The sequence below is a fragment of the Streptomyces violens genome (assembly GCF_000717745.1).
In the GTDB taxonomy this organism is placed as follows: domain Bacteria; phylum Actinomycetota; class Actinomycetes; order Streptomycetales; family Streptomycetaceae; genus Streptomyces; species Streptomyces violens.
In genome coordinates, this window is record NZ_JOBH01000010.1 from 607,995 (window position 1) to 626,593 (window position 18,599).

General features: G+C 72.9%; 15 protein-coding genes. 6 read left to right on the forward strand and 9 right to left on the reverse strand.

Annotation, left to right across the window (positions count from 1 at the left end):
- Window positions 1-36: 36 nt before the first annotated feature.
- Window positions 37-3,168: an NACHT domain-containing protein gene (locus tag IF04_RS0121945; protein WP_051831431.1), complete on the reverse strand. Its 3,132-nt coding sequence runs from the start codon at window positions 3,166-3,168 to the stop codon at window positions 37-39.
- Window positions 3,169-3,672: 504 nt separating this feature from the next.
- On the opposite strand from IF04_RS0121945, the gene IF04_RS0121950 reads away from it, so the two are divergent.
- Window positions 3,673-4,383, forward strand: coding sequence for a M23 family metallopeptidase (locus IF04_RS0121950; protein WP_030260444.1), 711 nt, complete (start codon window positions 3,673-3,675; stop codon window positions 4,381-4,383).
- A gap of 32 nt (window positions 4,384-4,415) precedes the next feature.
- On the opposite strand, the gene IF04_RS0121955 is transcribed toward IF04_RS0121950, so the two are convergent.
- Window positions 4,416-5,000 (reverse strand): TetR/AcrR family transcriptional regulator, encoded by a 585-nt coding sequence (locus tag IF04_RS0121955; RefSeq protein ID WP_030260447.1) that lies wholly within the window; start codon window positions 4,998-5,000, stop codon window positions 4,416-4,418.
- Between the two features lie 160 nt (window positions 5,001-5,160).
- Between IF04_RS0121955 and IF04_RS0121960 the strand changes: the two genes are divergently transcribed.
- Entirely contained in the window at window positions 5,161-6,735 is a 1,575-nt protein-coding gene (locus tag IF04_RS0121960; protein ID WP_051831432.1) for an MDR family MFS transporter, read from the forward strand.
- A 33-nt stretch (window positions 6,736-6,768) separates the two neighbouring features.
- Window positions 6,769-7,371, forward strand: a complete 603-nt coding sequence (locus IF04_RS0121965) for a hypothetical protein (protein WP_157847693.1) — start codon at window positions 6,769-6,771, stop codon at window positions 7,369-7,371.
- A 23-nt stretch (window positions 7,372-7,394) separates the two neighbouring features.
- Here the strand turns inward: IF04_RS0121965 and cseC are convergent, their stop codons facing one another.
- The 5 genes from cseC to IF04_RS0121990 form a co-directional block, all read right to left on the reverse strand.
- Complete coding sequence (cseC, locus tag IF04_RS0121970; protein WP_030260455.1) at window positions 7,395-8,702, reverse strand: two-component system sensor histidine kinase CseC; 1,308 nt, start codon at window positions 8,700-8,702, stop codon at window positions 7,395-7,397.
- A 7-nt stretch (window positions 8,703-8,709) separates the two neighbouring features.
- Window positions 8,710-9,423, reverse strand: a complete 714-nt coding sequence (gene cseB / locus IF04_RS0121975; RefSeq protein WP_030260459.1) for a two-component system response regulator CseB — start codon at window positions 9,421-9,423, stop codon at window positions 8,710-8,712.
- Between the two features lie 8 nt (window positions 9,424-9,431).
- The gene (locus tag IF04_RS0121980; RefSeq protein WP_037960277.1) at window positions 9,432-10,010 is read right to left on the reverse strand and encodes a hypothetical protein; all 579 of its coding nucleotides are present in this window, start codon (window positions 10,008-10,010) and stop codon (window positions 9,432-9,434) included.
- Window positions 10,011-10,203: 193 nt separating this feature from the next.
- Window positions 10,204-10,755 (reverse strand): SigE family RNA polymerase sigma factor, encoded by a 552-nt coding sequence (locus IF04_RS0121985; RefSeq protein WP_030260466.1) that lies wholly within the window; start codon window positions 10,753-10,755, stop codon window positions 10,204-10,206.
- Between the two features lie 307 nt (window positions 10,756-11,062).
- Complete coding sequence (locus tag IF04_RS0121990; RefSeq protein ID WP_078600586.1) at window positions 11,063-12,112, reverse strand: HhH-GPD family protein; 1,050 nt, start codon at window positions 12,110-12,112, stop codon at window positions 11,063-11,065.
- Between the two features lie 166 nt (window positions 12,113-12,278).
- Here IF04_RS0121990 and IF04_RS0121995 point away from each other — a divergent pair, with 166 nt between their 5' ends.
- Together IF04_RS0121995 and IF04_RS0122000 are read left to right on the forward strand one after the other, a co-directional pair.
- Complete coding sequence (locus IF04_RS0121995; protein WP_030260473.1) at window positions 12,279-12,767, forward strand: pyridoxamine 5'-phosphate oxidase family protein; 489 nt, start codon at window positions 12,279-12,281, stop codon at window positions 12,765-12,767.
- Window positions 12,768-12,924: 157 nt separating this feature from the next.
- Window positions 12,925-13,746 carry a hypothetical protein gene (locus IF04_RS0122000; RefSeq protein WP_030260477.1) on the forward strand — a complete coding sequence of 274 codons (822 nt, stop codon included), beginning with the start codon at window positions 12,925-12,927 and terminating at the stop codon, window positions 13,744-13,746.
- A gap of 42 nt (window positions 13,747-13,788) precedes the next feature.
- On the opposite strand, the gene disA is transcribed toward IF04_RS0122000, so the two are convergent.
- Window positions 13,789-14,913: a DNA integrity scanning diadenylate cyclase DisA gene (gene disA, locus IF04_RS0122005; RefSeq protein ID WP_030260480.1), complete on the reverse strand. Its 1,125-nt coding sequence runs from the start codon at window positions 14,911-14,913 to the stop codon at window positions 13,789-13,791.
- Window positions 14,914-15,114: 201 nt separating this feature from the next.
- Complete coding sequence (gene radA, locus IF04_RS0122010; protein WP_030260484.1) at window positions 15,115-16,557, reverse strand: DNA repair protein RadA; 1,443 nt, start codon at window positions 16,555-16,557, stop codon at window positions 15,115-15,117.
- A 223-nt stretch (window positions 16,558-16,780) separates the two neighbouring features.
- Between radA and IF04_RS0122015 the strand changes: the two genes are divergently transcribed.
- On the forward strand, window positions 16,781-18,526 hold the full coding sequence (locus tag IF04_RS0122015; protein ID WP_030260487.1) for an RNA polymerase sigma factor: 1,746 nt from the start codon (window positions 16,781-16,783) through the stop codon (window positions 18,524-18,526).
- Window positions 18,527-18,599: the final 73 nt, after the last annotated feature.

Here is an 18,599-nt window from a genome sequence, read left to right on the forward strand (position 1 = left end):
CGGTAACTGGTGGGCGCGGTCAACGCTGTTGGGGAGTCAGGGTAGGGGAGTGAAGGCGATGCGGGAGAGGGGGTTGCCCGGCCCGGTGGTGTAGAGATTCCGCAGTCCGGGAAAGTGCCGGGCCACGGCTTCCAGGTCGGGCTGCGCACCCGTGGGCGAGAAGAGCCTGAGGTCGGTGAGCCCGGGGAGCGTGAACCCGGGCGGACAGTCGGCAAGGCAGTCGGCGTCCACGCTGAGCCACGTCAAGGACTCCAGCGCCGCGATCTCCGCCCAGCCGGCGGCGTCCCGCGGGCAGGCACGGGGGTCGAGCAGGAGCTCCTGGAGACCCGGCCACGCCCGTACGCCGAACGGCCCGGACCAGTCCCGCGAAGCGCTGTCGCCCAGCCGCAGGAGACGCAGCCGTGGAAGGTGTCTCGGCAGGTCGTCCGGGCACCAGGAGACGTCCGGCAGGTGGACTGTCAGGGCACGGAGGCCGGTCAGCGAGGCGAGCGGGCTCAGGTCCTGGACGCCGGTGAGGCCGAAGAGTGACAGGCGCTCCAGGGGGAGGCCGGAGAGCGGGGACAGATCGGTGACCGACGCGGACAACGTCAGCTCGGTGAGTCCCGGAGTGTTCCGCAGGAAGGCGAGATCGGTGATGTTCCCGGCCCCGAGGCGCAGGTGCCTGATCCCGACCTCCCGGGTGTACGCGACGAGCGCCTCCTGCGACACCCCGTCCCGTACGTCGATCCGCTCGCGGCCGCCGAGCCCGCGCAGAATGCGCAGCTGTTCGTCGTTGTGGACGCTGAACCGCAGCCGGTCCGGATCGAGATGCCGGACGACCTCCTCCGCGTACTGCTCCGCATCGAACCGGTGCCACGCCCACACCAGCTGCGACCGCACCTGTAGTGCCGGATGGTCCCGAAACCGCGCCAGTACGGGGAGTGCGCGCTCCGACTCCACATTCGACGCGGCGACCGTGACGGCGACCGCCTCGTCCTCGCTCAGTCCCTCGGGGCCGGGCAGAAGTTCCAGTACCAGAGGCCCCGCCCCCGCCAGCTCCCGGGCCTCCTCCGCCGAGCGGGGCGGTAGCAGTTCCGCCGTGCGTTCCTCCACGGACCGGCGGACCGCCGGGTCCAGTTCGGAGGCGTGTTCCAGGCAGGCCAGGGCGAGGAGCTGGATGCGGGTGCGTACCGCGCGTTCGTCCTCGCCGCTCGCGGCGTCGGCGCGGGCCAGCAACTCCCGGAGGATCTCGGCCCGTTCACGCGGCCGGCCGTGGGCGACCGCCATCCGGATCACGTCCTCCCACTGGGAGTCGTGCGCATGGGCGATCAGCAGTCCGATGTCCCACTCCTCGACCGCGGCCCGCGCGCCCAGGTAGTCCTGGAAGGTGCGGTGCACGAAGTGGACGGCGCCCGGGGCAGGTTCGCGCAGCAGGCCGCTGCGGAGCAGCAGGTGCCGGAAGACCGCGGCCGCGTCGCCCTGGGCCGCCGCCGCGGGAACGGCCGGGAGCGCGTCCGCGATGATGCGTTCGGCGTGCTCCCGGTCCAGCTCCGTGCGCCCGTTGCGGATCAGCCAGTACGCGAGCCGCTGGAGCAGCTGGATCTGCGGCTCGTCGCTCAGCTCGATGCCGTCCGGGCCGTTCATGTCGCGCTCGCGGTCGCGGCGCGAGAGCAGCATCGTCAGCGCCGCGTCGTACAGCTCCTTGCGCCCGTGCGGCAGGTAGCCGCGCCGGTCCCGGTGGAGCGCGCAGATCAGCCCGCACATCAGCGGGTTGGTGGCCAGCCGCGCCAGGTCCGCCTTGGTGCGTACGGCGTGCAGCAGCGACTGCTCGTACGCGGCCAGCCGGTCCTCGTCCGCCGGGGCGTCCGCGCGCGCCGCCGCGTGCCAGCGCCCGATGAACAGGGCCACGCCGTCCCGGCTCATCGGCGCGAGCGTCAGCTCCGTGAAGCCGTCGGCCGCGAGCCAGTCCTCGCGTACGGCGGAAGGGCGCGAGGTCACCATCCACAGGTTGTGCGGGAACGCGTCGAGGAGGTCGCGCAGCCAGCGCCGGGTCCGGTCGCGCTCCCGTTCCGGTATCTCGTCCAGCCCGTCCACGAGGACCAGGCCGCGCCCGCTCGTCAGTACCCGGTGCGCCCACCCGTCCGGCTGCGCGCCGGACACCGGGCAGCCGACGGCCGCGAGGAAGCGGTCGGGCGTGGGGAGGTCCGCGCCGGCGCGCTGGAGCGTCCGCAGAGGCAGGACGAAGGGGATGCGCCCGTACAGGTGCGGCATGGCGACCGCGTCGCCCGCCGGGGTGCAGGAGACCGCGAGCCACTGCACCAGCGTGCTCTTGCCCGAGCCCGCCACGCCGCGCAGCAGCACCCGGCTGTGCCCGGCGAGCGCGTGGTCGGCGGGGACCGGCGGCGCGTGCGGGGCCGGGGTGTCGTCCAGGCCGGCGAAGAACGCGTCCTCGGCGGCGGCGAGCGCGCGGTCCGCGTACGTCGCCTCCAGGCTCATGTACGCCGCGTCCAGTGGCCACCGGTCCGGGGAATGGGCCAGGTCGATGCCGTAGATCGTCAGCCGGCCGTGCTTCTTGCCGAGGTAGGCGAGGTAGTCGCGCTCGAAGGCGGTGTCCGCGGCCCGCGGCGAGGGATTCCGCGCGATGAGCTCGTCGGTCAGCGTGACGAGCCGGTCCAGGCTCCGGCTGTGCTGGACGAGGGTGCGCGCGACAAAGGTCGAGCGCTGGGTGAAGAAGTGCACGATGTGCAGGCACGCGAGGCCGAGCAGGGCGTCGTGCAGCAGCTCCGCGTCCCGGGGGAGCGTGCTCAGCCGCGCCCGGTTGGCCTGCCGCAGCCGCTCCGCGAGCGCCGGGGCGCCGAGCTGGACGGCCTGTACGTCGTCCATGGCCAGCTCGCCCAGGCCGTACAGGGTCCGCGCGAGCGCGTCGGCGACGGCGCTCTCCTCGGCGGCGGGGACGGGCCGCTCGCCGGGCCCGGCCGCGCGCACCGCGCGGGTGACCAGCTCCTCGGCGATCTTCCGCAGGTCGCCCTCGGTGAGCGTGCGCTTCTCGCCCGTGAACGACACCAGCGCCGACACCCGTACCGGCTTCTCCGCCAGGCCCGCGCCGGGCCCCTCCTTCACGAAGAGCCGCTTCACGAGCGGCGCGACGACGGACGACGCCAGCCGCGCGCCGAGTGCCGAGGGGTCCATACCGGGCCCTCCCCCTTCTTTCCTGCCGGGCCGGATGCGGCCTATTACGTTACCGGGATCACAGGCCCTTGGTCCCGAAACGGACATACCAAGGGCCCCGCACAAAGCGGACGGAACGGGGGGTTCGGTGACATGCGGCACAGCGGATTCCGGGCCTACTAAAGACCTTAGGAAAGGCGCCGGACAGTGTGGTGGGACCCGTTTCCCCGGTGGGCCGGGACTTTTGGCAGGGGGGTGGGAGGGACCTGCGTCCGGGAAGTCGAGGATCAAGGGAATGGCTGGTGGGGGCGGAATCCAGGCCGAATGATCGGCTTTCGCGCAGGCCGGACCGGGATGTTTTGGAGCGGCGGAGCCGGGTAGCGCAAGGGGCTGATTCCCGTTGCTTTCAATACGGGGTGCGGTAGTAGAAAGGCTTCTTGGCAGGCCCGCGAGCGGCGGTTACCAATGAATAGCGATCCCGGTTGGTCCCGGCCGGGAGTCAATTCTTTCGGAGGTAATCCCCGTATGTCGAAGTTCTCCCTCACCCGGTATTCGAAGAAGCCCGCCCTGCGTACCCGCGCCACCGTTCTGGTGGCCGGAATGGGCGCCTCCCTCGCGCTGGGTGCCGGTGCTGCTTCGGCGATGGACGGCGGCGCGGTATCGCTCCAGGGCCTCTCCACGGACGTGGGCAGCACGGTGAGCGCGCAGGCCGACGCGCAGAAGAAGGCGATCGACGCGGAGAAGAAGGCCGAGGCCGGCCGCGCCAAGGCCGCCGCCGACCGGCACGAGCGTGCCGAGCGGCAGCTTGCCAAGACCAACGGCTGGGAGAAGCCGGTGGACAAGTACGGCATGGGCGAGAAGTTCGGTCTGGCCGGCAGCCACTGGTCGCACGGCCACAGCGGCCAGGACTTCGTGGTGCCCACCGGTACCAAGGTGAAGGCCGCGCACGAAGGCACCGTCGTGAAGGCGGGCCCGAACGGCGGCGGTGACGGTCCCGCGTACGGCAATGCCATTGTGATCAAGCACGGCAACAAGACGTACACCCAGTACGCGCACCTTTCGAAGATCCAGGTGCAGGTGGGCCAGAAGGTTTCCGCCGGCCAGCAGATCGGTCTCGCGGGCAGCACCGGTAATTCCACCGGCCCGCACCTGCACTTCGAGGTCCGTAGCACCCCGAACTACGGCAGCGCCATCGAGCCCGTCGACTTCCTGCGCGGCGAGCACGTGAACCTCTGAGCCGACCGGCCGAGGACAACTCAGCGGACAACTTAATCCTGTGGTGCCGCGGCGGTATTCGCCGCGGTGACCAATTCCAAGGCGACTTCGAGGACGGCCCTGCGCTTCTCCTCGGGGTCGCCTTCGATGTTCTGCATGGCGAACATGCCCGAGTGCAGCGACACCAGTGCGGTGATGCAGCGCGCCTGGTCCTTCAGCTCGGCGTCGGGCTCGTTGAGGAGCCCGACCATCGTGAGCATCCGCTCCTTGAACGACTCGCCGATGCTCAGGTCGCGGACGGTGGCCTGGTTCTCCTGCATGAAGCGGAAGAGCGGCGCGGCGTCGCGCAGCGCCTCGCTGTAGCGGCGGACGACCTCCGTCTTCGTCTCCAGCGTGCGCGGCCGGTCGGCGGCCCACGCGATCAGCTCGTCGCAGGGCCTGGCCAGGTCCTCGAAGAGGCTGATGACGATGTCTTCCTTGGTCTTGAAGTGGTAGTACAGGGCGGCCTTGGTGACGTCGAGGTGCTCGGCGATCTCCCGCAGCGAGGTCTTCTCGTACCCCTGCTGCGCGAAGAGGTCCAGGGCCACGTCCTGAATGCGCTGCCGGGTGTCGCCCCTGCGCGCGCGTGCTGTGCCCATGGTGCTCTCCTACGTCGTCGGTACTGGCGCCCCCGCAGGCTATCCCTGGTCACGCCCGCACCGGCATTAACTTACTTGACGCCCGGCTAGTTACCGCTTACCTTCCTCACCGTAGCCCAAACTTGCCGGGCGGCAAGTAAGTAGACGGAACGGGGGAACGATGGCCGCCACCCAGGCCACCGCACCGACGGAGCACGGCGGGAAACAGCCCGCGAGCGTACGTGTGGTGCTCTTCGCCTTGATGATCGCGATGCTGCTCGCGATGCTCGACAACATGATCGTGGGCACCGCGATGCCGACGATCGTCGGCGAGCTCGGCGGCCTCGACCACCTCTCCTGGGTGGTCACCGCCTACACCCTCGCCACCGCCGCCTCCACCCCGATCTGGGGCAAGCTCGGCGACATGTACGGCCGCAAGGGCGTCTTCCTGGCGTCCATCGTGCTGTTCCTGATCGGCTCGGCGCTCTCCGGCATGGCCCAGGACATGGGCCAGCTCATCGCCTTCCGCGCGGTCCAGGGCCTGGGCGCCGGCGGCCTGATGGTCGGCGTCATGGCGATCATCGGCGACCTGATCCCGCCCCGCGAGCGCGGCAAGTACCAGGGCATGATGGCCGGCGTCATGGCAGTCGCCATGATCGGCGGCCCGCTGGTCGGCGGCACCATCACCGACCACCTCGGCTGGCGCTGGAGCTTCTACATCAACCTGCCGCTGGGCGCGATAGCCCTGGCCATGGTCACCGCCGTGCTGCACCTGCCGAAGAAGCGCACCCAGGCGCGCATCGACTACGTGGGCGCCGCGCTGCTCACCATCGGCATCACCGCACTCGTACTGATCACGACCTGGGGCGGTACGGAGTACGACTGGGCATCGGCGCAGATCGTGGGCCTCGGGGCGCTCGGCGTGGTCTCCCTCGCCGCGTTCGTCCTGGTGGAGCGCAAGGTCAGCGAGCCCGTCCTGCCGCTGCACATCTTCCGCAACGGCAACTTCTCGCTCGTCACCCTGATCGGCTTCCTGGTCGGCTTCGTGATGTTCGGCTCGATGACCTTCCTGCCGCTCTTCCAGCAGAGCGTCCAGGGCGCCTCGGCCACCAACTCCGGGCTGCTGCTCCTGCCGATGCTGCTCGCGATGATGACGGTCTCGCTGATCGCGGGCCGGATCACCACGACGAGCGGCCGGTACAAGATCTTCGTGGTCGGCGGCGGCGCGCTGATCACCGCGGGCCTCTTCCTGCTGTCCCTGATGGACACCGGCACCAGCCGCTTCACCTCGGGCGCGTACATGGCCGTGCTCGGCGCCGGCATGGGCTTCCTGATGCAGACGACCATGCTCATCGCGCAGAACAGCGTCGAGATGAAGGACATGGGCGTCGGCTCGTCCTCCGCCACGCTCTTCCGCACGATCGGCGGCTCCTTCGGCGTGGCGATCTTCGGCGCGCTCTTCACCCACCAGGTGCAGAACACCATGACCGAGCGGGTCGGCGCGGCCGGCGGCAAGGCCATGGCGGGCGGGGCGCAGCTCGATCCCAAGGGCCTGTCCCAGCTTCCGGCCCAGCTGAAGGACGCGTACCTGCACGCGGTCGCCGACGGCACCCACCTGGTCTTCCTGTGGGGCGCGACCATCAGCGTCATCGGCTTCGCCGCGGCGTGGTTCCTCAAGGAGGTCCCGCTGCGCGGCGGCCCGGCGCAGCCGGCGGACGTCGAGCCGCAGGACGCGGCTGTGGTTCACGCCGCGTGACACATGGGGTAGTCGGTTGACAGCATGCTGCGCATGGTTATCGGAGAACAGCAGCACGAACGGGTCATGATCGCGGCCAAGAGGCCGGAGCGATACCACTGGATCCTGGCGGGCGTCCTCGTCGTGGTCGGGCTGCCGGCAGGGTTTTTGCTGGGGTCGGTCCGCCTCCTCATCGCCGCGGCCACGGCGCTCATATGCGTCCTCGTGCTGATCCGTATCGGCAAGGCGTGCAGCGTCACCGTGACGGAGAAGGACGTCCAGTACCGCGGCATCCTCGGCAGGACGCGCCGCATCCCCCGCGAGGACATCGCCGCGGTGCTCTACGCCCCGCACCTCAATACCGGCTACAACCAGCACTCGGACTGGCTGGTGCTGCTCGACGAGCACGGCAGGCGGCTGCTCCGGCTCACCAGCCACAGCATCTGGCCGCAGGAAGAGGTCAAGCGCGTGTGCGACGCGGTAGGCGGACCCACCGTCTATCTGCCCGACACGCAGGCCCGTGAGCTGCGCCGGAACTACCCCAAGGCGATGCCGTACCACGTTGCCCACCCCGCTGTCTCCGGCTGCCTCCTCGCCGTGCTCATCATCGCCGTCGTCGCCGTCGGCGTGACCGTCGTGACGGTGCTGAACCCGTAGCGGCCGACAGGGGCCCTGGTGGGTCAGTTCTCCGGGCCCGGGAGCTGGATCACCGGGAAGCTGCCCGTCGCCGTCGGGGCGTTCTCCGGGAGCCAGAGGACGGCGACGGCGCCGGTCGTGCCGTCGACGGCGGGCTCCGCGTTGCGGAAGGTCAGCCGCGCGCCCAGTACGCGTGCCTGGCCCGCCGCGATGGTCAGGCCCAGGCCGTGGCCGCGGCCGGCGCGGTCGCTGCTGCCGGTGCGGAAGCGGCTCGGGCCCTCGCGCAGCAGCGCCTCGGGGAAGCCCGGCCCGTGGTCGCGGACCCGGATCACCCGGCCCTCGACCGTGACCTCGACCGGCGGCCTGCCGTGCCGGGACGCGTTGGCGATGAGGTTGCCGAGGATGCGCTCCAGGCGGCGCGGGTCGGTGCTGACCTCCGCGTCCCGCACGACCTCGACCTCGATGTCCGGCCCCAGCGCACGCACCCGCCGCCGGACGAACTCCCCGAGGTCCACGTCCTGCAGCTCGGCCCGCTCGGCGTAGCCGTCCAGCCGGGCCACCTCCAGTACGTCCTCCACCAGCGTCCGCATGGCCTGCGCCCGGTCCCGTACGAGCTCGGTCGGGCGGCCCGGGGGCAGCAGTTCGGCCGCCGTGAGCAGCCCGGTGACCGGCGTGCGCAGCTCGTGCGCGATGTCGGCGGTGACCCGCCGCTCGGCCTCGATACGGGTCTGCAGCGCGTCCGACATGGCGTCCACGGCCCGCGCCAGCTCGTCGGTCTCGTCGCGCACCCGGCCGCCGATCTCGTCCCGTACGCGCACGGACGTGTCGCCCTCGGCGAGCTTGCGGGCCGCCCCGGCCGCCTTCCGCAGCCGCTGGGAGAGCCGGCCGCCGACCAGCACGCCCAGCGCGCAGCCCGCCGCGACGACCGAGATGGACCCGATGAACAGTGCCTGGTCCAGGTCGTCCAGGACGGTGAAGCGGTCGGGGTAGTCGTTGTGGAGGGAGAGCACCCGGCCGTCGTCCAGCGGCGCCGCGGCCCACACCTCGGGCGCGCCCTCCCCGCTGTCCTCCAGGTAGGTGGCGCGCCGGCCCTCGGCGACCTCGGCGCGCAGCTCCTCGGGCAGCTTCGGGTCGTCGATGCGGGCGCCGAACTGGAGCCGGCTGGTGGTCTCGTAGATCCGCTGGGTGAAGTTCAGCCGCTCGATCTGCACGTCGCGGCTGTTGTCGAGCATCGAGACGCGGGCGGCGTTGTGCACGACGACGCTCAGCGCGATCGCGACCAGCGCGCCGACGAGCGCGATCGCCGCGCTGAGCTTCCAGCGCAGTCCCGTACGCAGGGCGAGGCCGACCACCGGCGGGTCAGCCTCTCAGCTTGTAGCCGAAGCCGCGGACCGTCTCGATCCGGTCCTGGCCGATCTTGCCGCGCAGCCGCTGGACGTGGACGTCCACGACCCGGGTGTCGCCGCCCCAGCCGTAGTCCCACACCCGCTCCAGCAGCCGGTCGCGGGAGAGCACCGTGCCGGGCGCGTCGGAGAACTCCAGCAGCAGCCGCATCTCGGTCGGCGTCAGCGCCACCGGCTCGCCGCCCTTGCGCACCTCCATGCCCTCGGTGTCGATCTCCAGGTCACCGAAGCGCAGCAGCCCGTCGGCGGCCGGCGCCGCCGCGTCCTTGCCCGCACCACTGCGGGCGTCCGGGCCGCTCGCGTGCCCGAAGCGGCGCAGCACGGCCCGTATACGGGCCACCAGTACAGCCCCGTCGAACGGCTTGGTGACGTAGTCGTCGGCGCCCGCCTCCAGGCCGAGCACCACGTCGATGGAGTCGGCCCGCGCGGACAGCATGATCACCGGGACCGTCGACTCGTCCCGGATCCGCCGGCACAGGCTCACGCCGTCCAGGCCCGGCACCATCACGTCCAGCAGGGCGATGTCGGGCCGGGTCGCACGAAAGGCGTCCAGGCCCGACAGCCCGTCGGGCATCGCCGTCACGCGGAAGCCGTCGCGCTCCAGCGCGAGCTGGGTGGCCTCCCTGATGACATCGTCGTCCTCGACGAAGAGCACATGGGTCTCGGCCATGCCGGTTCTCAGTCCTCCGAAGGTGTCGCGCTGGTCTCGGCGCCGTCCACGGTCTTGCTGTAGTCGGTGTGGTAGCGGGAGTACTCGCTGAAGCGGTGCTTCGCCCAGCGGTACGTCATCACATCCTCGCCGGTGGGGCAGCACACCGCGTCACCGGTGCCGTACGTCTGCTTGGTGATCTCCAGCTCGCCCTTGCTCACCCCGGCGTAGACCGGCGGCTGCTCGTTGCTGAAGACGTTCTCATAGCCCTTGTCGCCCTTGCGGTACACATACGAGCCGATCCCGACGGAGTCCGCGCAGGTCATCACGTTGATGATCACGTCGGCGCTCTTCCCGCCGGTCAGCGCGGCGTACGTGACGTCTATCGGGTACTCGTCCGCCGTGCACGGCTTGGCCAGGGTCTTCTTCACGTCGGCGCCGACCTTGGGGTCCTTGCGCAGCAGCGCCCGCGCGTCGACTTTCTTGTACGCCACGGAGGACGAGGGGGAGGGCGTCGGCGTCGCGCTGCGGGCCCGGGACGGCACGGGGCTGTTGGCCGCCGAGCCCTCCGACCGGACCCCGTCACCGGTCGCGTCGCACCCGGCCATCAGCAGCCCCACCGCCGCGGTCGCCGCGAGGGCCGTACCGGCCGTGCGCCACCAGCCCCCGGGCAGGCGCGGGAAAGCGGCCGGCCGCTTCCCGGCCGGCCCGCCGTCGGCTCCGCCGCCTCTGGTCACACCGCTCCTGCTCACCATGCCCATCACCCGCCGCCGGCCCGGGGACCGCCGGCTCCGCAGCCGGTCAGGCCGCGCACCGCTCCCGCTCCTGGTCGTCACGCTCCAGTACGCGCGCGTCGGCCTCGCGGTTCACCAGCTCCTGGCGCAGCCGGGCCAGCGCCCGGTGCAGCGTGCTCTTGACCGTCCCCGTGGACATGCCCAGCGCCGCCGCGGTCTCCTCCGTACTCATCTGCTCCCAGTGTCGCAGGACGACGACGCTGCGCTGCTTGGGAGCCAGTACCGAGAGGATGTCCATCAGCAGGGCACGGTCGGCGCGCTGCTCGGTGCCGTCGTCCACGCTCGCGTCCGGGAGCTGCTCGGTCGGCACCTCCTCCAGCTTGCGCGCGCGCCACCACTCGGTCCGCGTGTTGATCATGACGCGGCGCAGGTAGGCGTCGGCGAGCGACTTGTCGGCGATGCCGTCCCAGCGCCCGTACGTGCGGACCAGCGCCGTCTGCAGGAGGTCCTGCGCGTCGACCGGGTCGGGCACCAGACGCCGCGCGCTGCGGAGCAGGGCGTCCTGCCGCGTACGCACGTATTCCTCGAAGTCCAGTACCTTGCCGCCGCTGGTCGCCATCCCGACGCCTCCGTTTCCGCCTGCGTTCCCCACGTTGTCCGTGCCGGTGGTCGTGGACCGGCCGAGCGCCTCGGCACACGGTGGTCCGTCTCCAGCACGAAGACGAAGCTACGGAGGGGGTGTTGCGGCGTCATGCGCGCCCGGCGCACAGCGGATGCACGGAAATCCGTCGGTTGTGTAACAGCGGCGCGGCGCTCCTCCTTGCGGGGGACGGGAGCGGCGGCGAGGTCCTCCTCCAGGGGGAGGACGGGCCCTCCGTACGGGGGCCCGCCGGGATCACGGCGACCGGAGCCGGTACCGGCCGGGATCAGGTCAGCGGGAGCCGGTACAGGCCGTCCGGCAGCGGTTCCACCAGCCCGTCGGCGACCAGCCCGTCCAGCGCGCGGGCCCGCTGGATCGGCTCGTGCCACACCGCGTCCAGCTTCGCCTGCGGCACCGGCGCGACGGCCTCGCGCAGCACGGCCAGCAGCTTGCCGCGCACCTGGCGGTCGGTGCCCGCGTACGTCTGGACGCGCCGCGGCGGGCCCTCGTGCTCGGGGGAGCCGGCCAGCCGCCAGGCGCACTGCGCGGCGACCGGGCAGCGCACGCACTCCGGGCTGCGCGCCGTGCACACCAGCGCGCCCAGCTCCATCGTGGCCGCGGCCCACTTCGCGGCCGTCTCCTCGTCCTCGGGCAGCAGCGCGCGGGCGAGCTTGCGCTCGGCGGCGGTGGTGGCGTTCGGCGGGTACTGGCGGCCGGTGACCGCGCGGGCGAAGACCCGGCGGACGTTCGTGTCGAGGACCGCGTGCCGCTGGCCGTACGCGAAGGAGGCCACAGCCGCGGCGGTGTACTCGCCGACGCCGGGCAGCGCCAGCAGCTGGGCGTGCTCGCGCGGTACGTCGCCGCCGTGCCGCTCCCTTATCGCGGAGGCGGCGGCGTGCAGCCGCAGCGCGCGCCGCGGGTAGCCGAGCCGGCCCCAGGCGCGCACCGCCTCGCCGGACGGCTCGGCGGCCAGGTCGGCCGGGCGGGGCCAGCGGGCCAGCCACTGCTCGTAGACCGGCAGGACACGGTTGACGGGCGTCTGCTGCAGCATGAATTCGCTGACCATCACGCCCCAGGCACCCGCCTCGGGGCGGCGCCACGGCAGATCGCGGGCGTGCTCGTCGAACCAGTCGTTGACCGGTGCGTGCAGCCGCCGGCCGGCCGCGTCGGCGGCGTCGGCGGCATCCGTGGCGGCGCCGGTGACGGATGCGGCAGCGGGGGCGGAGGCGGCGGCGGAGTCGGCGGGGCGCGGCGCCGGGGTCCCGGCGGGGCGTCCGGTGCCGGGCTCCACGGCGGCGTCGCCGGCGGACTGGGCGGTGGCAGGAGTGGAAGTCATGGCACCGCCGATCCTGACACGGGGCCCCGCGCCGGTGAAACGCGCCGGGCCCGAGCCGCCCGTTGTGCACCTGCACGTGGTAATCGGACTGCTGCAACGGGGCGTGCGCGGGGCCGCCGGGGAGGGTGCCGCGTGCCGCGTCCGGCCGGCGCGCGAGGATGCTGCCATGAACGACAGCGCGCCCCCGCCCGGCATCCAGCAGGCCCTCGCCGACCACACCACCATGACCCTCGCCTATACGGACGGCGACGGCCCCCAGGCGTGCGCCGTCCTGTACGCGCTGCACACCGGAGACGAGGCCGGACCCGAGGACCCGGTCCCCTCCCTCCTCTTCGTCACCTCCGAGTCCACCCGCCACGGCCGTGCCCTGTCCGCCGCGCAGCCGGCGGCACCGGTCGCCTTCACCGCCCAGCGCGACGGCCAGGACTGGAGCGGCCTGACGGGTGTACAGGGGCGCGGCGTGTGCCGCCGGCTGGACGGCGGGGAGCGCAGGCGCGCCTGGCGTATGTACGCCGACCGCTTCCCCTATGTAGCGCTCAACCCCAAGCTCCGCGCCGCGATGGACCACACCGCCTTCTGGGAGCTGCGCCCCACCTGGCTCCGTCTGATCGACAACGCCCGCGGTTTCGGCCACAAGGAGGAGTGGACCGCGTGAAGTCGCGGGCGAAGGTGGCCGGTTGACGCCCCGGGGTCGCTCATCCGGGCCAATTCTCCCTTCTGACCAGGAAGAACCGGGCAGATGATGGGAAAAGCCGGTGGTCCGTCGGCGGGTACTGGCTGGCATCCGGGCTGATCTCTCGTACAGTTTCCGCGTGGGATCTCTGCGCAATCCGATCGGGCCGCTTCCCTCCTCCATCTACTGGCGACGGAGGGCGGTCGCGTGCGCGATCCTTGCGCTCCTCGTGCTCCTGGTGGTGTGGGCCGTCAACATGGGCAACACCAGCGGTGACGGCAGCTCGAACAGCAAGGGCTCGGCCGGCGGTCCCGCCACGTCCATCACCCCGGGACCCAACGCCACCGACTCCGGGATCAGCCAGAAGCCGGGCGGCCGCGACGAGTCGGGCGACGGCGGTACGGGCGGCGCCGACGCGGGCGCCGGCGGCGCGGGCAGCGGCGGTTCGGGCGGCTCCGGCACCGGAACGCCGATCGGCGAAGGCGGCGGTACGGGTACCGGCTCCGGCGCGGGCGCCGGCAGCGGCGGCGGCGTGCTCGTGCCGGGCGGCTCGGCGCTCGCCGACTGCACCGGCTCCGGGACGCGACTGACCCTGCGCAGCGTCAAGAACTCGTACGGCCCGGATGCCGAGCCGCGCTTCGAGCTGACCGTGAAGAACACCTCGGACGCGGACTGCAAGGTCGACCTCGGCCGCAAGGCCGCGGTACTGACGATCAGTCACACCGACAGCGACGCCCATGTGTACGCCTCGGACGACTGCCCGCCGGACACCGGCAGCGCCTTTGTGAAGGTCCCCGCCGGGTCCGCCGTCACGCGCACCATCGAATGGGACCGCAAGCCCTCGGCCGCCCAGTGCGCCACCCCCGCCGCCAAGTCCGCCAAGCCCGGCACCTACCTCGCCGAGGCCACGGTCGCGGGCCTGAAGCCGGACAGCACGTCCTTCGTCCTCGCGAAGGACTGAGCAAGGGCTGTAAGGAGCGGTCCCCGCGCTACGGGCGCGGGGTCAGACGTACCGCTCCAGGATCGAGGATTCCGCGAGCCGACTGAGGCCCTCGCGGACGGAGCGGGCGCGGGCCTCGCCGACGCCGTCCACCGTCTGAAGGTCGTCGACGCTGGCGGCGAGGAGCTTCTGCAGGCCGCCGAAGTGGTCGACGAGGCGGTCGATGACCGCGCCGGGCAGCCGCGGGACCTTGGCCAGGAGGCGGAAGCCGCGCGGGGAGACCGCGGAGTCCAGGGTCTCGGGGGAGCCGCTGTACCCGAGGGCGCGCGCCACGATGGGGAGTTCGAGCAGCTCGGTGTGGGAGAGCGCGTCCAGCTCGGCGAGCGCCTCGGAGACCGTACGGGAGCGCTTGGCCGTCGGCTCGGGGACATAGTCCCGGGCGACCAGCTCACGCTCCGGCTCGACGCCCGCGATCAGCTCGTCCAGCTGCAGGGAGAGCAGCCGGCCGTCCGTGCCGAGCTCGACGACGTACTCGGCGATCTCGGTGGCGATCCGGCGGACCATCTCCAGCCGCTGGGCCACGGCGGAGACGTCGCGGACCGTCACCAGGTCCTCGATCTCCAGGGCCGAGAGCGTGCCGGCGACCTCGTCCAGCCGGAGCTTGTACCGCTCCAGGGTGGCGAGCGCCTGGTTGGCGCGGGAGAGGATCGCGGCGGACTCCTCCAGGACGCGGCGCTCGCCGTCCACATAGAGGGCGATCAGCCGCATGGACTGGCTGACCGAGACGACCGGGAAGCCGGCCTGGATGGACACCCGCTGCGCCGTGCGGTGGCGGGTGCCGGTCTCCTCGGTGGGGATCGAGGCGTCCGGGACGAGCTGGACGCCGGCCCGCATGATCTTGGTGATGTCCTTGTCGAGGACCAGCGCGCCGTCGAGCTTGCACAGCTCGCGCAGCCGGGTGGCCGTGAACTCCACGTCGAGGACGAACCCGCCCGTACACATCGACTCGACGGTCTTGTCGAAGCCGAGGACGATGAGGCCGCCGGTGTTGCCGCGGAGGATGCGTTCGAGTCCGTCGCGCAGTGCCGTGCCCGGTGCGACCGCGCTGAGCGAGGCGCGCATCAGACTGTCACCGCCGGAGCTACCGCCGGACCTTCCGGGGGACGACGCCCGGTCGTTGGCTGCCACTGCACTCCTCCGTCGCAAGGTCTGTCGGTGCCGCAGCCCGCCCGGAGTTGCCTTGGCCGCGTACGTACGTCGCGGACGCGATTGCGGCAGGACTGCGTTGACGGGCGAGACCAGGGCAAAGTCTACCGGCGACGCGCCGTTTACCTAGGGGAGTCCTGCGCGGGCGGCGCGGGGAAGCACACCGGAGGCAGCCTCCGGGGCTCAGCGGCCGCTCAGCGGGGACCCGGATGTCTCCTCCGCGGGCGCCTCCTTCCGCGGGGATTCGCGGCGCGGGCGGCGGGGGAGCACACGCAGCGCCTCGCCGACGTCCGCGACCTCCAGGACCCGCATCCCGGCCGGAATCTTGCCCGGATCGGTCGGCACCAGCGCGTGCGTGAAGCCCAGCCGCGCCGCTTCGGATAGCCGACGCTGCACGCCCGTGACGCGGCGGACCTCGCCGGCGAGCCCGACCTCGCCGATGGCCACGAGGTTCTTCGGCAGGGGCGTGTCGGAGGCGGCGCTGGCGAGGGCGAGCGCCACGGCGAGGTCGGCGGCCGGCTCGGAGAGCTTCACGCCGCCGACCGTCGCGCTGTAGATGTCCCGCTTGCCGAGCGCGGAGATCCGGCCGCGCTGCTCCAGTACGGCCAGCATCATCGAGACCCGGGAGGTCTCCAGGCCGGAGGTGGTCCGACGCGGGGAGGGGATCTGGGATTCCACCGTGAGCGCCTGGACCTCGGCGACCAGCGGGCGGCGGCCCTCCAGGGTGACGGTCAGGCAGGTGCCCGGCACGGGCTCGTCGCGGCGGGTCAGGAAGAGGCCCGAGGGGTCGGCGAGGCCCGTGATCCCCTCGTCGTGCAGCTCGAAGCAGCCGACCTCGTCCGTCGCGCCGTACCGGTTCTTGACGCCGCGTACGAGGCGGAGGCGGGCGTGCCGGTCGCCCTCGAAGCTGAGCACGACGTCGACGAGGTGCTCCAGGAGGCGGGGGCCCGCGATGTTCCCGTCCTTGGTGACGTGGCCGACCAGGAGGGTGGACATGCCGCGCTCCTTGGACGCGCGGATGAGCGCCCCGGCGACCTCCCGGACCTGGGCCATGCCGCCGGGCGCGCCGTCGATCTCCGGCGAGGCGACGGTCTGGACGGAGTCCAGGATCAGCAGCGAGGGCTTGACCGAGTCCAGGTGGCCGAGGACCGCGGAGAGGTCGGTCTCGGCGGCGAGGTACAGATGGTCGTCGAGGGCGCCGATGCGGTCGGCGCGCAGCCGCACCTGGCTCGCGGACTCCTCACCCGTGACGTACAGCGTGCGGTGGTCGTCGCTCGCGGCCTTCGCCGCGACGTCCAGCAGCAGCGTGGACTTGCCGACGCCGGGCTCGCCGGCGAGCAGCACGACGGCGCCGGGGACGAGGCCGCCGCCCAGCACGCGGTCCAGCTCGGCCACGCCCGTGGAGCGGGCCGTGGCCTGCCGGCCGTCGACCTGGCCGATCGGCAGCGCGGCGGTCGTGACCCGGCCCGGCGCGGTCGTCCGCACGGCCGGGCTGCCGCCGGCCTCCTCGACCGTGCCCCACGCCTGGCACTCGGGGCAGCGGCCGAGCCACTTCGCGGTGGTCCAGCCGCACTCCGTGCAGCGGTACGACGGGCGGTCCTTCGCCGGGGATTTACGGGTTGCCATGGAAGCCACCGTAGCCGTGGGGTCCGACAACGCGGCCGGGCGGCGGACTTCCCGGGGCGCGGGACGGAGGCGGCTCATGGGCGGCCGGGACGGCAGGTACGCGTGTGGGGGAGGGGATGGCTCGGACTCCTGTCCCCTTTTGAGGGAGATCGTCACCCGAAAGAATTAAAACCGGCCAAGCGCCCCTGACCGGTCCGCGCCATCTGTCTACCGTCGCCGGGTGATGAGCAGCAGGCCCGGACACCCCACGCACACCACCACCGCACCGCCCCCCGCCGGCCGGGCGGAACGGGCACAGCGGGCGGGCCGTGGTGCCCGGACGGCCGGGCCCGACCGCCACGACCCGTCCCCCGAGCGCTACGAGCCCTATATCGACGGGCTGTTCACGTACTGCCTCTCCGTCCTGTGCGAGCACGACGCGGCGACCGAGGTGCTCGGCGAGGTGCTCGCGCTCGCCGAGCGGCAGCACGGACGCCGCCCGTCCGACCCCGGCCTGTACCGCCCCTGGCTGTACGCGCTGGCCCGCTGGGCCTGTCTGCGCCGGCTCGCTGACCCCGGTGCGCCCCAGGGGCCCGCGGTCGCCGAGGAGTCCGACCGGCGGCGCGAACTGTCCGCGCTGGCCTGGCCGGAGGCCGCCGGCGCCACGCCCGAGCAGCGCGAGGCCCTGGAGCTGTCCGTCCGGCACGGGCTGGGCTCCCGGGAGCTGGCCGCCGTACTGGGCATGGAGCCGGTCGCGGCCCGCGCGCTGCTGTCCACCGCCGCCTGCGAGGTGGAGCGCACCCGCGCGGCGCTCCTCGTGGCCGAAACCGGCCGCTGCCTCGAGGTGGCGCGGCCGGCCGGGGACGGCCGGATGCTGCTGAGCACGGCCCTGCTGCGGGAGCTGGTGCGGCACGTCGACGCCTGCGACGAGTGCCGCCGTACGGCCGAGCGGGCGACGGCGGGCGGGCCCTGGCCCGGCACGGAGCCGGTGGCGCAGGGGCCGCTCCCGCTGGTCACCGCGCCGCGCGCGGCGGCGCGTGTGGCGATGCGGGCGGCGCTGCGGTCGCGTACGGGCCGGGCGGTGGAGCTTCCGGAGAAGGGGGCGCAGGGGCGCACGAAACGGGCGGTCGGCGTAAACGGTTCTGCACCCCGCTACGACCGCAGCGGGTTCCCGCTCGGGCCCAAGGACCGGGCGGCCCGCAACGCCCGGCTGCGCAGCCGGGCGCTCACCACGACCGTGGTGGCCACCGTGGTCGCGGCGCCCGTGCTCGCGCTCTGGGCGGCGTACCGGGGCGCGCCGCTGACCGGCGAGACCGACGGCACGGCCGTCACCGCGGGCGACAGCGAGGGGGACCGGATCGGCGGCCGCCCGTACGAGAAGGCCGGCAGCGCGCAGCTGACGCCCGACCCGCGGTTCCGGCCCGGTGTGCATACGCCGGACGTCTCGGTGGAGGTGATCGGGACGCGGGAGCGGCCGGGGGAGGCCCGGCCGAGCCCTTCGCGGTCCCGCTCCGGACCGGGGCGGCTGACCGTCGCGGCGCAGCCGAGCGGCGACCTCACGGTCATCACGCTGGCCGCGTCCGGCGGGACGGCGGTGCGGTGGGCGGCGCATACGGGGGCGCCGTGGCTGCAGTTCAGTACGACCGCCGGGGTGCTGCAGCCGGGCGAGACGACTTCGATCCGGGTGTACGTCGACCGTGACCGGGAGCCGGCCGGTTACTGGCGGGCGCGGGTCTCCGTCGAGCCGGCGGGCGCGGTGATCACGATCGAGGGCCGCGGCGCGACGCGCCCGGCTCCGGGCGGGCCCCGCCCGACGCCATCGGCTCCGCCGAGCTCCCCGGCGCCTACGCCGACGCCGTCACCCTCAGACCCGTCGCCATCGGACCCGCCGCCCAGCGACCCGACACCGTCGCCGACCCCGACCCAGTCCGACCCGCCGCCGAGCGACCCGCCGCCGTCACCGTCCGATACGGCCAGCCCGTCGGGCTGAGCCGCGGGGGCGCTGCCCCCGGCCCCCCGGTCCTCAAACTCCCCCAGCTACCGCTGGGAGGTGCCCCCAGACG